Consider the following 15,042-nt stretch of genomic DNA (forward strand, 5'->3'; position numbering starts at 1 on the left):
CCAGCCTCGGAGCCCTTGAACAGCAATTTCTCCAGATTCCTACAGCTGAATTGCATTTCCCTTGTGGGAGCGAGCCTGCCCGCGAAAGCTTTCTGTCAGTTGCACATGGGCTGACTGATCCACCGCATTCGCGAGCAGGCTCGCTCCCACACCCGAGAGACTGCTAGCATCAGCCGCACTTGCATCCCGAACAGGCGAACATCAGGTAGCCCATGCTCGAACCCACAGCACCGCCAAGGAAAGCACCGCTGGATACGCGGCATCAGGTCGAAACGCCGGAAGGCATCGACCTGCCTTTACGCCCCGCCGGGCTGATGGTGCGCGCCGTGGCGTTTGCCATCGATCTGGGCATTCGCGGCTTGATTCTGGGCGTGCTGTTTATCGCACTGGCATTTCTCGGCAAGCTCGGCATGGGCCTCGGTTCACTGCTGCTGTTTGCCATCAGCTGGTGGTACATGGTGCTGTTCGAGGTGCTGCGCCAAGGCCGCTCGCCGGGCAAGCAATGGCTGGGTTTGCGCGTCGTCCATGACGACGGCACGCCGATCGGCTGGTCGGCCTCACTGCTGCGCAACCTGCTGCGTGTTGTCGACCTGCTGCCCTTCGGCTATTGCCTCGGTGCGATCAGTTGCCTGCAACACCCGCCCTTCAAACGCCTCGGCGACATTGCCGCCGGCACACTGGTGGTCTACAGCGAACGCCCGCTCAGTCGCCCGCAATTGCCTGAGGCCGAACCTCGCCGCTGCCCCGTCGCTCTCACGCTCAGCGAGCAACGCGCGGTACTCGGTTTCGCCGAGCGTCAGGCCGAGCTGTCGCCGGCGCGAGTCAATGAGCTGGCGGCATTGCTGGCGCAGCCGCTGCATATTTCCGCGCCCAGGGCCGTGTCCGAACTCAATGGCATCGCACGCGGACTGCTGGGGCCGACCCCATGAAGCAGAGCCTGTTCGAAACCCGCCACAAAGCCGAATGGGAGCGCTTCGCCCTGGCGCTGGAACGCCTCGAACATGGCAAGGACACCGCGCAGGTGAGCGCTTTTCCCAAAGCCTATCGACGTCTCTGCCAGCATCTGGCTCTGGCCCAGGAGCGCGGCTACAGCAGTTTTCTGATCGATTCATTGCAGCAGCAGGTGTTGCGCGGCCATCAACAGCTGTATCGGCATCGCAGTCGCCTCGGCGCGCAAATCATCAGTTTCATCCTCGCCGACTTTCCGCGACTGGTGCGCGAAGAGTGGCGCTTCGTTGCGGTTGCCAGCCTGCTGTTCTTTGGCAGTCTGATCGGTTTCGCAGTGCTGGTTTATCTGTTTCCGCAGCTGATCTACAACCTGATCCCCGCCGAACAGGTGCGCCAGATGCAAGGCATGTACGACCCCGTCGCCGGCCACCTCGGACGCTCGGCGGAACGCGCAGCGAGTGAAGACTGGGTGATGTTCGGCTATTACGTGATGCACAACATCGGCATCGCCTTCCAGACCTTCGCCAGCGGTTTGCTGATGGGCGTGGGCAGCGGTTTTTTCCTGCTCTACAACGGCATGATCATCGGTGCGGTGGCCGGACATCTCAGCGAAATCGGCTTCGGCCAGACCTTCTGGTCCTTCGTGATCGGCCACGGCGCATTCGAACTGACCGCCATTGCCCTCGCCGGTGCCGCGGGCCTGAAGCTGGGCTGGGCGCTGATCGCACCGGGACGCCTGACCCGCGGCGAGGCACTGCGCCTGGCCGCGCAAAAAAGCGTGCTGCTGGTATGCGGGGTCATGCTGTTCTTGCTGATTGCAGCCTTCATCGAGGCTTACTGGTCGTCGAAGACCAGTGTCGCACCGCTGACCAAATACACCGTCGGCGCCGCGCTGTGGCTGGCCGTTGCGGTTTATCTGCTGTTGGCCGGAAGGACTCGCCATGCGCCTGAGTGACGCCAGTGTGGTGATCCGCCCGCGCACGACCTGGGAAGCCATGGACCTGGGCGTGTTGCTGAGCCAGCAGCATCGGCGGTTGTTGATGACCAGTTGGGCGCTCGTCACCCTGCCGCTGTTCGCCCTGCTCAGCGTGCTGCTGTGGGATTCACCATCGCTGGCGGTGTTTGTGTTCTGGTGGCTGAAACCGGCATATGAACGCCTGCCGCTGTACATCCTCTCCAAAGCGCTGTTCGGCGAGACGCCGACGCTCAAACAGGCCTTGCGTGAATGGCCGCGCCTGCTCAGGCCGCAACTGCTGGCCAGTCTGACCTGGCGCCGGCTGAGCCTGAGTCGCAGCTTTGTGCTGCCGGTGACGCAACTCGAAGGCCTCGACGGCGAGGCCAGACAACAACGCCTGCAGGTGCTGCTGCAACGCAACGGCGGCGCCGCGCAATGGTTGACGATCATCGGCGTGCATCTGGAAACCGCACTGTGGATCGGCGTGATGCTGCTGTTCTACATGTTGCTGCCGCAGCAGATCGAAACCGATTGGGACTGGCAGTCGCTGCTGCTCGCGGCCGATCAGGACTGGCGTTGGCTGGAACACCTGACCAACGCGTTTTATGCGCTGATCCTGGTGGTCTGGGAACCCGTCTATGTTGCCTGCGGTTTCAGCCTGTACCTGAACCGCCGCACGCAACTGGAAGCCTGGGATATCGAGCTGGTCTTCCGTCGCTTGCGCCAGCGCCTGAACAACAGCGTGCTCGGCGTGTTGCTGGCCGCGTGTCTGCTACTGCCGAACCTGCAACCGGTGTGGGCGGCTGATACGCCGGACGCGCCACGACTGCTCAATCAACCGCTGACCAGTCAGGCCTCGCGCGACAGCATCCAGTCATTGCTTGAACAGCCGCCGTTCAAGAACAAGGAAAGCGTCACCCGTTACCGCTTTGGCGAGGATCCGGCGAGCCCGGCGAAAGACGCGCAGCCGGGTGAGGCGCCGCAGTGGCTGAAGACCCTGCTCGGCTGGCTCGACGGGCAACGCCTGAATGCCGTGGCCAATGTCATTGAAGTGCTGTTGTGGGGTGCGTTGATCGCCGCGCTGGGCTGGCTGGTCTGGCGGTATCGCGAATTCTTCCGGACCTTTGTCAGTCGTCGCCCGAACCTGCCATCGCGCAGCAAACCACCGGCACCACCGCAAGTTTTCGGCCTCGATCTGAACCGTGAAACCTTGCCTGACGACATCGCCGCCAGCGCCGAACAATTGTGGCTCAGCGAACCTCGCGCCGCGCTGGGCCTGCTCTATCGCGGGCTGCTCAGCCATCTGCTGCACGATTTCGACCTGACGCTGAAAGCCGCCGACACCGAGAGCCAGATCCTCGAACGCATCGAGCAATTGCAACGTCCCGACCTGCTCGCCTACAGCCGCAACCTTACCGGCCACTGGCAGAACATGGCCTACGGGCACCGGGTTCCACCGGCACATTTGCAAGCGGAGCTGTGCAACGGCTGGCGTGCATTGTTTGCCAAAGGTGCTGCGCATTGAACCGGCGCATCGGCTGGTCGATCGGTGCGCTGGCGCTTTTGCTGCTCGGCGGCTTGAGCCTTTTTCTGTTTCTCAAAGCCCGGCCGTATCAGGAAGTTATCGATCACGGCCCCTCGCCCACCGCGCAAGCCAACCCGTATCTGGCCGCAGAAATGTTCCTGCGCGAGCGCGGCCTCGCGGTCAATCACGCCGACACCCTGGCGGTGCTGCCGCAGATCGATCCGCACAACCACACCTTGCTGTTGTTCGGTGAACGCGCGCGGATGACGCCGCGTGAAGTCGATCAGGTGCTGAACTGGACTCGCGCCGGCGGGCGTCTGGTGTTTGTCGCCGAGTCGCTGTGGGATGCGCAAACCCGGCAAAGCAACGATCTGCTGCTCGACCGCGTGCAACTGCACCAATCGCTGAGCAAAGACTTGAAAGATCCTCCGGCAGAAGTGGAAAAGGATCGCTTCCCGAAACTGACCAAGCTGTATCTGGAAGACGAAGACGCGCCGGCCTACGCCGGTTTCGACACCGACTTCCACCTCGATGACCCGAACAACGTAGCCCAGGCCTGGGCCAACAGCGCCAAAGCCACGCACATGATGCAACGGGTATACGGCCTCGGCACGGTCACCGTGGTCACCGATGCCGAGCTGTGGAAAACCCCGGCCATCGGCCAATACGACAACGCCTGGCTGCTCTGGTACCTGAGCGCGGACACCGACGTCACGCTGATTTACAGCACCGCCCACGATGGTCTGTGGACGTTGCTCTGGCGCTACTTCCCGCAGGCTATCGTCGCCCTGCTCGCCTTGATCGGTCTGTGGTTGTGGCAGGCGAGTGTGCGCCACGGGCCGGTGCAAATGCCGGCGCCAGCGGGTCGCCGGCAACTGCTGGAGCATCTGCGCGCCAGCGCCGATTTCCTGCTGCGCCACAACGGCCAGCAAGCGCTGTTGCAAGCGCTGCAGCAAGACATCCTGCGCCGTGCCCGTCGCCGCCATCCCGGTTTCGATCAATTGAATGTGGCCGAACAATGGCTGGCGTTATCGCGCCTGACCCGGCAACCCACCCGCGCCATCAGCCAGGCCCTGAGCCCACGACCGAAGCAGCGCTTGTCCAGCGCCGATTTCAGCCGTCAGGTCGCTCATCTGCAAACCTTGAGGAACGCGTTATGACTGAACAGATCGAGCCCGGCAGCGCGACTCACGCCGCCCAGCAACGCCAGCGTGCCAGCCAGTTGGCGCAAGCGGTGCGCAACGAATTGAACAAGGCGCTGATCGGCCAGGAGGCGGTGGTCGACGATGTCCTGACCGCACTGATTGCCGGCGGCCATGTGCTGCTCGAAGGCGTCCCCGGTCTGGGCAAGACCTTGCTGGTGCGGGCGCTGGCGCGTTGCTTCGGCGGCGAGTTTGCGCGCATTCAATTCACCCCCGACCTGATGCCCAGCGACGTCACCGGCCATGCCGTGTATGACTTGCAGACCGAGCAGTTCAAGCTGCGCAAAGGCCCGTTGTTCACCAACCTGCTGCTGGCCGATGAGATCAATCGCGCCCCGGCGAAAACCCAGGCGGCCTTGCTCGAAGCCATGCAGGAACGCCAGGTGACACTTGAAGGTCGCGCCCTGCCCATCGCGCAACCGTTCATGGTCCTGGCCACGCAGAACCCGATCGAACAGGAAGGCACCTATCCGCTGCCGGAAGCCGAACTCGACCGGTTCATGCTCAAGGTGCGCATGGATTACCCCGATGCCGATCAGGAACTGAACATGGTCCGTCAGGTGTGTCGTTCGACCCGCGCCGACATGCTCGACGTGCAACCACTGCGCACCGTGTTGCAGGCCAAGGATGTGCAAGCCCTGCAACGGATTGCCAGTGATTTGCCGCTGGACGATCAGGTTCTCGATTACGCCGTGCGCCTGGCGCGCAGTACGCGAACCTGGCCGGGGTTGACCCTTGGTGCCGGGCCGCGCGCCTCGATCGCCCTGGTGCGTTGCGCCCGCGCCCGGGCGCTGTTGCGCGGCGGCGAATTCGTGATTCCCGATGACATCAAGGGTTGCGCGCTTGCCGTGCTGCGCCATCGCGTGCGCATCGCGCCGGAACTGGATATCGAAGGTCTGCAGGTCGATCAGGTGCTCGCGCAATTGCTCGATCAAGTGCCGGCGCCGCGCCTGTGAAACCCTCTCGGCTGCTGCTGGGCTGGCTCGCCCTGCTGCTGGTCGTCAGCCTTGTGCTCGGCGTCTTTCAGGCACTCGGCAGGGAGCTCCCGTCGAGCCTGATTGCGATCAACTGGGGTTTGCTCCTGGCTCTGTTGGCGTTGGCAGTTATTGACGCACTGCGCCTCAAACGCCTGCCCTCGCTACGCATCAAGCGGCAGATGCCCGGCAGCCTGGCACTGGGGCGCTGGGCAGAGGTGCAACTGGACATTACACATGACTTCGCCGAGGCGCTGAACGTCGATCTTTTCGACCACGTTCCCGACGGCCTCGCGTTTGAACATCTGCCATGGGCCGTCGAGCTTCAACCCGGCCATTCGAGCCAGATCCGCTACCGTCTGCGCCCGGCCAAACGCGGGCATTTCCGCTTTGAACAGTGCGAAGTCAACCTGCCGAGCCCGTTCGGATTATGGTCGGGAAAACGCCTGATCGAGGTCGCCGATCAGACCCGCGTCTATCCCGATTTCGCCCGGCTCTACGGCGCAGAGTTACGCGCCGTCGACAACTGGCTCAGCCAGCTTGGCGTACGCCAGCGGCAACGTCGCGGTCAGGGTCAGGAGTTCCATCAGTTGCGCGAATTTCGTGAGGGCGACAGCCTGCGCCAGATCGACTGGAAAGCCACTGCCCGCCAGCGCACACCGATTGCCCGCGAGTATCAGGACGAGCGCGACCAGCAAATCATCTTTCTCCTCGATTGCGGCCGACGCATGCGCAGCCAGGACGATGAACTGTCGCACTTCGACCACGCGCTCAATGCCTGCCTCTTGCTCAGTTATGTGGCGTTGCGTCAGGGCGATGCGGTGGGATTGAGCACGTTTGCCGATGATCAAACGCGCCATGTCGTGCCAGTCAAAGGCAGCGGGCAACTGAACGTGCTGCTCAACGCGGTTTACGACCTCGACAGCACGCAACGTCCGGCTGATTATCAGGCCGCCGTCAACCAACTGCTGACGCGCCAGAAGCGCCGGGCACTGGTGGTCATGGTGACCAACCTGCGCGATGAAGACGATGAGGAGCTGCTGAGCGCGATCAGGCGTCTGAGCGCACATCATCGGGTAATGGTCGCCAGTCTGCGCGAAGAAGCGCTGGATACATTACGCCAGTCACCGGTGCAAACGCTGCCAGAGGCGTTGGCTTATTGCGGCACGGTGAACTACCTGAATGAGCGTGCAGAACGCCATGAGCGCTTGAGTGCTCATGGCGTTGCCGTGATGGATGTTCGGCCCGCAGCGTTCGGCGCCGAGCTGGTGACGCAGTATCTGAGCTGGAAAAGTAGTGGGGCGCTTTGATCACTCCAGAATCGGCACATACACCGATCCACTTTCGGAGGTGCCGTCAGCATTTTCCACTTCAACCTCAAGGGAAACGATTTCCGACGCGGACATCACTTTCCAGCCAGTCTTGAATTCACCCTTGCTGTCTGTAATGGAATCAATGAAAGGCTTGCCGTTGACGCGGACCCGAATTTTTCTTTGAGGCAGCGGTTCTGACGATGTGTTGTCCACGACCAATGCAGTCATCGATACATAGGCGCCCACATAGGCAGGATTCGGCGTCGCAACAACAGACGCCACAACAGCTGGACGCTCAGTGACAATCAGTGGCAGCGATTTCATATCCCATCCAGCCACGCCCCCCTTCACCGCCGCCCACACATGCCCCTCCCCCGGAACACCCAGCGACAAGCGAAGCTTTGCGTGCCCTTGAGCGTTGGTACGGGTTGAAGGCAAGAATTCATCCGCGTAATTCCACATGACCTCAACGTCACTCTGCGGCTGACCATCGAGTGCTGACACGACGCTGGCTTGAAGCTCTACCGGTTCACCCGGATAGCCAGCGGACTGGATAAGGACCAGTTCGTTGATTTCAAGCGGCGCATTGAGCGTGAATCGATAATGGATGGAGCGTGCGCTAGCGCCTGCTCCCACGGTCGCAGTCAACTCGTTCAATCCAGGGCAGGCAGGGATAAAGCCTATTTTCGCCATTCCGTAAAAGTCCGAGACACTCATCAATTCATTGATCCCGGCCCCGAGCCATTTTACCGTTATGCCTGGCATCGCTTTGCCGCTGATCGATGACTGCAATCTGACTTGCCACTCAAGAGTCTCTCCCCAATCAAGTACTCTGTCCGCAACGGTATGTTCGGCAAACTCTACGACCCGCGAACCTGAACCCTGCGACATCGCATTGGCCGGCGAAAGCCGTGCCAGCCGTTCGGCGGAAAGCCGCAAGGCAAAACTGCCGTCCGTGAAATCTCCCGCGCGCAACCCGAACCTCGCCATTCCATTCGTGACGACCTGCGCCATGCCCAGCTCTGGCTCATAGCTATTGCCCAGTACCGCGGGCGCCGTGCCGGTGTGCCCCATACGTACGGTCTGCCCGTTAAATTCTTCCGGGAAAAACGCCACGATACTGTGCCGACCGTTGCGACGCGGGAATCCGGTGGTGACACCCCAGACCTGACTGGTCTGACCATCGAAACTGACCTTGACTCGCGGCCAGAGATCTTCTGCCAATGTTTTGAAGGTGGCGTTTCTCTGCTCCGAGGTATTGTCGAAGAGACTGAGCAAAGTCGCCTGCACCGTATGCATGTCAGTGCTCACGGGAAGCACGGCGAAGCCGGAGTTACCACTGCTGTCCGTATTGACCACTACGGGGTCTGCGCCTGAGTACCATGTGACCGGCACATCGGCAACTGCCTCCCCGGTAAATCGTGATACCACATTAGCCCACGTCCAGGCCCGATCAAGATCCACGACCGGATCCACCGGTGATTCCAGTATGGAATTGAAACTCAAGGCGTTATGTCCCAGATCCATGGGTGTGACGGGGGCGAGGAATGCCAATTGAGGCAGGTTCACAGCGAGCGCAAAGTCACCTGCTCTTGTGCTGCTGCTGAAGTCGAGTTGCCAGAAAGCACCCTCTGCACCCAGCGGTTGAGATTGCGCCAGGGGCGGACGCACGCCCGCGTTCAATTCTTCGGCAGGCGTTCCCGACCACTCCAGCGCTGTTGACAGGCCCACCAGCGGGCTCAGCTCATTGAGCCAGACGGTGAACTGATGATCCGCACCGAGGCAGGGATATAGCGTCTGCCCATCGAGTGCTGCCGTTACGCGGTCCAGCCTGACGCCAAGCTCCCGAGTCAGGTCTGCATTGACGAATCGCCCGCACAACTCGCGATCATCTGCAACAGCATCAGCGCGCAGACGCAACTCAAAGGGTCTGCTCAGGCTTTCGGCGGCGCTGGAGGACAGGTTCCATGTCAATCCATCAGCCCCCAGCGGGAAAAAAATGCCCGGGTCAGCCGGGTTCAGACCGATCAGCGGATCGCCCTCTCGCCAATCCAGACTGATGCGTTTGTTGTCGACCCATGGGCTGCCCTCAACAGGGGTGACCTTCAGCACATGGGTCTGTCCATGCCGGCACACCAGGCCGATGGTTTGCAGATCCACTGCTTCGTCATCCAGAGTGACCTTCACATGCGCCTTCCAGACATTGGTCGCGATCGCCTTCACGACGAATTCCATCTCGCTCGGCTCGGCATCTTCATGAGCCTTGATGGTGGCAGTCACACGATGGTCTCCCGCAGCGCCAGGCTGATGGCTATGACTGGCCCAGCCACCGGTGCCTGTCAGGGTCTTCGTCACGCTCCCATCCGGCTCCGTCCAGAACACCAGTGCTCCCTCGACCGGGCCACCGGTTCCCGATGCCGTCTTGTGCAGCACCTGCACCCACATTCGTGCGCTGTCGTTTTCATCCACCACACAAATCCTGTCAGGCCCTCGCACCTCACCAGGTTCAACGACATTGCGCGCCAGCAACATGGGTTTGGCAGGCGAACTTTCCAACAGATGCGCAGAGGTCAACCGCAGAGAAAACTGGCCATCGTCTCTGTCCTCGTTATCAAATCGATACTCAAGCAGTCCACCCGAACCTATACGAGCGGCTGTTTCAAGCGGTGGCGTGACAGTAACTCCCAGCTTCTCGGCAGGGTCGCCGCTCCAGCGCAACGTCACGTCTGTGTCCCACAGTTCCTCGGGGAAGCGGATTTGCAAACGATAGGTCGTTCCGCGATTGGGATAGCCTTTCTGATCCCACGGCCGCTCGCCTCCCTCTCCAATGATCGTGCGGATCTCTTGCAACGGGTCGGTCGCCAGCACCTTGACTTCAAAGACGTGACTCACTGCGCCGCTGGCGTAGTAGAGACTTTCGACCGACGCTTGGATCTGCACATCGCCGGCCGCGCTCGGTTGTTGTTCAAACCAGGCCCAGCCCTCACGATCGGTCGGCGTTGTGGTTTTTACGTCCGTGCCGTCTACCGTCCAGGTGACTGTCATGCCCTCCAGCGCCTTGTCGGTGTAATACGAACCGACGCAGACGCCAACCCTGATGGATTGGCCATACTCCATTACCACGTAATGCGCCGCCTCTTTCAGTTGAATGAACTTGAGGCGGTGGTCACCCAGTGAGACCGGAATATCCAGCACGGGGGAGTTGAACTCGTTCGCTAACTGCAGAGTGAAAAGATAGGGAGGGTCGCCGTCAAGTTCCGGGCAAACGAGACTCCAGTTATCATCCAGCGGTTTATCCCTGCCCCAGTCCGGATCGGCGACAATTGCGCCCTGTGGGTTGTTCCTGATGTTCAAGGACGCCCGAGTACCCTGCCAGGCATCATCCTGCGCATGGATGCACTTGAAGCGGTGCGCAGTCGAACCCAGCGCGCCCAGACAAAGAGGCAAGACGCGCGCCAGTGGCAATTGTTCTGCGTCCAGTTGCAACGTCAACACATGCGCGGCCGGCAAATGCAACTGCAGGTTGATCCGGGTGATACGCAACGAGGAGAAGTAGTCGCCCTCTTTGTTGAGCGGACTGATGGCGTGGACTTTCAGAAGCTGTGTATCCAACAGCGGCAGTGTCACATCCACTTCATACGTGTGTGGCCGGAACAGCCGAGGCAGACCATCGCGCTGGCGCTGGAGGTCGGCATTGCGGTCGCGAAGTGCGCCCACGCGCAGGGGAATTTTCTGCGTATCGGGCAGCCCGGCCACACTGAGCTCCAGCAGCCCCTCCTCATCGTGGTCCATTTCACAAAGAAAGCTGATGACATACCTGACGTCGTTGCTGGCACTTTTGAATAAGGTAATTTCCTGATACGCGGAAGACCCGTCGAGAGCGGACAGGATATTCAGGCGCTCACCACTTTCCAATTGCTCGGCCTTGGTCACGACATAAGCCGGGTTGACCGGCCCTCTTTTCCACTCTCGCAGGCTCTGAGAGAAGTCGCCGTTGAGGATCAGATTGCGCTCGGCTTGAATCCCTGGGTTACGCATGATGACGGCTCCGTTCGGCATTGCGCTGCAAAGCATCCGCTTTGGCTTCTGTCACCAGGTTTTCCACTGCCAGTACGAAGGTCGGCTCACCGGGCCTGGCCGAATAGCGGATAGTGATAATGAGGTCGGTAATGGATGCAAGCACGGCAGATTGAGCCGGCTCGCCCCACCACGGAAAATGGATTTCCCAACAGGAAACGGCCCCCGAGCACTCAAAGGCGCGAAGCAGCCCCGTATCCTGGTCTTCCATGACGCGCCCATCATCGGCAACGCCTTGGGAAATGCCGATTTGCTGCCCCGAGCGCGTGTTGAACACCACATCGGCAGGTGCTGCCTTGCTCTCGGGGTTATGCAGATATTCCACCGCCTGTGGCACTGGCCGGACGACGGTACGACTGCCAGTCTGGGTCAGCGTGGCCCTGAGGTTTTCGTAGGGTCCGAGCAATGCCGGGCAGTCAAATTCAACCGAGCGGATCAACCGGCAGTATTCACCGGGATGGTCGCGATTGAAGTTCAACTCACTCACGCAAAAAGCGAGGCGTCCGTGAGTCTGCAGGTTTCCAAGCGCCGTCGCCCAGTCGGGGGCGTCGGGCTGCGGCTCGACGGTATCAGCGAAAAGCTGTCGCAAGGAAACGGTCTTGACCCGCTCGATACGTCGCTCGAAGCTTTGCAGGTGATCGCGCTGCTCGCGCATCAGAAAGCCCGCCAACTGCTGGCCAGCCAACAAACCGTGATGTTTATCGGACCATGCCTGGGCCAAAATCGACGGTGAATCGTAATCACCGGTTTGTGCAATGCGCGATGCCTGAGCACTGACGCACAGACTGTAAGTTGCGTCATAAGCCTGGTAGTACAACGCCTTGAGTTGTGCCAGCAGCCAATCGTAAAGCTGACTGTGGGTGGTGCGTTTTTGCAGAAAGTCGTACACGGCCATGGATTGAAGATTGGTTTGCAAGACCAATTGCAGACTGGCCCGGGCCGCATCCACAGCAATCACTTGCGCATTGATCTGCTCATCCAGCGCCTGCAGTTCGGCGAGTGCCAGGTTGCGTTGCAAACCCCACTCGCGGCGACGCAGACGATAGCCTTCAGTCACCGCTCTTTTTTCCGCGTCGGCCTGCTTGCCCAGTGAGGCAATCTGCAAGCCCTGTGCGATGGCATGCAAAACACCTTCTGGAAAGGCATTGCCGTTGGCCATACCAAAAACTTTGGGAATGACCGAAATCCCCCCCGCCGCAGACTGAACCGCGACCGAGCCCTGATTGAGTTCCTTGGCAGCGTGAAGGTCATCCATGACCTTGTATTCCTCTGCCGTGACGTTTTCGTCAAACCACGCGGCGTACTCATCGGCGCGTTGCTTGACGGCGGCGTGACTTTGGCGCAAGGCCGTCAGCGTCACGTCCATCTGAGCGAGGGATTTTTCCTGAATGGTTTTCGTCCATTCGGCTTGTTCCAGCAAATGCCTTTGTTGCAACTCAATCTGTTGCGCTGTGTCGCGCTGTTCCATGAAGCGCAGCAGTTCACTGCCGAGGTTTTGCAGCTCCTGTGCAGACCGCAGGGCAAATTCGCTGGTGACTCGCCAGCCGTAGCCGTTCAGGACTGGCCGCCCCCCCATTCGCCGTGGCCCGGCGTTGTTTCCTGCCGCCAGATCAGGTAACAGTTGCGCAGGATCACCCGGCGGTTCATACAGCGGCAATTCGAGCGGTTTGCCATCAATGGTCAACCAATGGCGCAAGTTGTAGAGGCGCTGCCGAGGCAGTTGGATCAGCGCCAACAAGCGATCATTGGTCGGCAGTTTGAACGGTGGTGTCGCCAGCAGCCCCATCGCCGGTGCGAAATCAGCCGCGGGCGGTACGTCGGCAAGGGAATACACATGCGTTCTCTCGAACGCTTCCAGCGTTGGACGCGCGCCGCTCTGGTCAATCAGCGCTCCGAGCGTCTGCGTCTGCCAATCGGCCACCGAGCGCGCCGTAGGCGGGTCGCCCATCAAGTCCTGCGCCTGCTGATAACACTCCTTGGCCAGCACCAGACTGTCCCGCGTCTGCTGGCGGTAATACCAGTCCCCCTCCTCGACCAGATTCTTGACGAACTCCATGAAGGTCAGGATCTGAAAATGCTGTGGCGCCGCATAACTGATGGCGTACGGATCATCTTCTACCAGACACTCAGAGCCGGCATTGCCGGGACTCACCAAGGGCCGGCAGCGCCAGTAGTCCGGCTTGTCGCTTGGCTGCGGGGGATTGGAAACCTGCGCGGTCGCTTGCGGATCGAACACCCTGCGCCACCAGGCTTCAGCCTCGCGATAACGATTTTCGTCGCGAAAGCGGATACCCACCAGATGAATCACATGGTAGTAGAACTCCCAGAAGTACAGGCCATTGGCACTATTGAAGGCACCGTTGGGCTCATTGACCGGCCCGGCTTCCGAGGTCGGCTCATCGAAAAACTGCGCCTCCCAGGCGTACACCGCATCTACAGAAATATTGGCGAGCCCGACCAGCCGCGGACCGAACAGCGAATTAAGGCGTACCCGTGCCAGGGTTCCAGGCTTGTTGAAGGCCAGAAACTGCGCCGCGTCATGCCGATTCTTTTCCAGTACCGCGGGATCGAAACCCACGATGCCGGTCATTGTCAGCACGAACTGTTTCCGGCCATAGGTTGCAGAGGCAGTAGTCGCGCCGAAAGTGAAGGTGATGGGGCTGATGAAGCCGCCTGAACCACGCGTGTAGGTAAGCCAGTCGGTGGCCCATCCACCGTCTGTCGAATACGTTCCACTGGTTTCCTTCGGATCCCCGCCCGAGGGTTCGCTGGTCAGCGTCAAGTCGAAACCCACGGTTGCCACGCCCCCGGTGCCATTTGGCCTGCAAATGCCCCTGACGGCCAGGATGTCTCCCGTGGAGTGAGTCAGCACAAACGCATCCAGTTCGTAGAAGTCAGTCAGCGTCCCGGACGTCGGGATCGTCGTAACCATTTTTGGCCGCATCTGTTCAGTCAGCGAATGCTGGACAGTGAGCACACTGTCGAAACGTTGCGCGAGTTTTTCCAGCCAGCCGCCCTCATACGCAGGGAGTGGCCGAAACAACACATCGCGCATTACCGGCGTCTGCGCTTCATCACCTTTGAAAAACAAAACGCCGAGAAAGCCATTGGGATGACTTTCGGTAACACGGATCGTGGCAATCAAGCGGCTATCGGCTGGCGGAGGCGTGTCGAGATCTCCAATGCTTTGCAGATTTGTTGCCGGCGACCACTCTCCGTTCTGCGATCTGAAGGCTATGTTGATGCTCACCTTGTAGGGAACATAGCCATCCTTGTCTTTCTCCCCGAGTTTGTCTGAAAGCTCGGCCCAGACCAGACACGGCCTGCCGTTCCAGAACACCGGGCGCACATCCAGCACGGTTCCGGTCACCCCGACATCGATCATGTCCCACTCGTACCACGCCGCCGGATTGACGTTGGTACAGGTCGGCGTCAGTTCAATCTGCGCTTCGCGCCAAAAGTATCGGTAAGGCGCCACCCGTTCTCGGCCGACAAGGAAATAGCGCCCATCCACGGCCGTGGTGCCATGCAGAAAAGCACTGATGACTTCCAGGTTGCAGATTTCTTCAAAAGACTTCAGATAGGCACGCAAAGCGATCAGTACCGAATCGGTGCTTAACCGTGTCTGGTTCAGATCGGTCATCAACGTCAGGAACAAACGAGTCATGCGAGACCGCGCGAACGGCGTCATGTAGTTTTCCGGGTAAATGAGGAGCAACATCAACGCCGACCAGTCCGAATAGTTTCTGTACAGCTCCCAGCGTTTCAGATCCTCTTCAGGGAACTCTGTCTTCGAATACCCCGGCTCAAGCTTGCGGTAGGCAGCATTGATGAATTTCTGCGCGCAGCTGATTGCCTCGGCACCCAGTGCACTGGGCACTTTTTGCGTGTCGAGCGAGTCCAGACGCAACAATTCATTCAGATGGTCAGCGTTCTTTATGATGCTGAACCGGCCATCGCTCTCGCCGAAGTGGCCCAGGCAATACTCCGTCAGAGCAGTACGACGTTGTTCGAGCAAATCGTTGATGATGCTTTGGCTCATGATCTT

Annotated in this window: 8 protein-coding genes; 6 read left to right on the top strand and 2 right to left on the bottom strand. The window is 60.2% G+C overall.

Annotated elements, in window-relative coordinates; all coding sequences use genetic code 11:
• The first annotated feature begins 212 nt into the window (after window positions 1–212).
• Genes AEQ63_RS23440 through AEQ63_RS23465 form a run of 6 tightly spaced genes read left to right on the top strand, consistent with a single transcriptional unit; the run spans window position 213 to window position 6,914 of the window.
• Complete coding sequence (locus tag AEQ63_RS23440; RefSeq protein ID WP_064365034.1) at window positions 213–929, top strand: RDD family protein; 717 nt, start codon at window positions 213–215, stop codon at window positions 927–929.
• Window positions 926–1,903 (top strand): stage II sporulation protein M, encoded by a 978-nt coding sequence (locus AEQ63_RS23445; RefSeq protein WP_064365103.1) that lies wholly within the window; start codon window positions 926–928, stop codon window positions 1,901–1,903. Before AEQ63_RS23440 ends, AEQ63_RS23445 begins: the two co-directional genes overlap by 4 nt.
• The gene (locus AEQ63_RS23450; RefSeq protein ID WP_064365035.1) at window positions 1,890–3,428 is read left to right on the top strand and encodes a hypothetical protein; all 1,539 of its coding nucleotides are present in this window, start codon (window positions 1,890–1,892) and stop codon (window positions 3,426–3,428) included. Before AEQ63_RS23445 ends, AEQ63_RS23450 begins: the two co-directional genes overlap by 14 nt.
• Window positions 3,425–4,588, top strand: coding sequence for a DUF4350 domain-containing protein (locus AEQ63_RS23455; protein WP_064365037.1), 1,164 nt, complete (start codon window positions 3,425–3,427; stop codon window positions 4,586–4,588). The genes AEQ63_RS23450 and AEQ63_RS23455 overlap by 4 nt, the downstream gene beginning before the upstream one ends.
• Window positions 4,585–5,586 carry an AAA family ATPase gene (locus tag AEQ63_RS23460; protein ID WP_042607313.1) on the top strand — a complete coding sequence of 334 codons (1,002 nt, stop codon included), beginning with the start codon at window positions 4,585–4,587 and terminating at the stop codon, window positions 5,584–5,586. The genes AEQ63_RS23455 and AEQ63_RS23460 overlap by 4 nt, the downstream gene beginning before the upstream one ends.
• Entirely contained in the window at window positions 5,583–6,914 is a 1,332-nt protein-coding gene (locus AEQ63_RS23465; protein ID WP_064365039.1) for a DUF58 domain-containing protein, read from the top strand. Before AEQ63_RS23460 ends, AEQ63_RS23465 begins: the two co-directional genes overlap by 4 nt.
• Here the strand turns inward: AEQ63_RS23465 and AEQ63_RS23470 are convergent, their stop codons facing one another.
• The gene (locus AEQ63_RS23470) at window positions 6,915–10,955 is read right to left on the bottom strand and encodes a hypothetical protein (protein WP_064365041.1); all 4,041 of its coding nucleotides are present in this window, start codon (window positions 10,953–10,955) and stop codon (window positions 6,915–6,917) included.
• Window positions 10,948–15,036 (bottom strand): neuraminidase-like domain-containing protein, encoded by a 4,089-nt coding sequence (locus AEQ63_RS23475; protein ID WP_064365104.1) that lies wholly within the window; start codon window positions 15,034–15,036, stop codon window positions 10,948–10,950. Before AEQ63_RS23475 ends, AEQ63_RS23470 begins: the two co-directional genes overlap by 8 nt.
• Window positions 15,037–15,042: the final 6 nt, after the last annotated feature.

It is taken from the genome of Pseudomonas sp. RIT-PI-o, assembly GCF_001297215.1.
Lineage (GTDB): Bacteria > Pseudomonadota > Gammaproteobacteria > Pseudomonadales > Pseudomonadaceae > Aquipseudomonas > Aquipseudomonas moraviensis_A.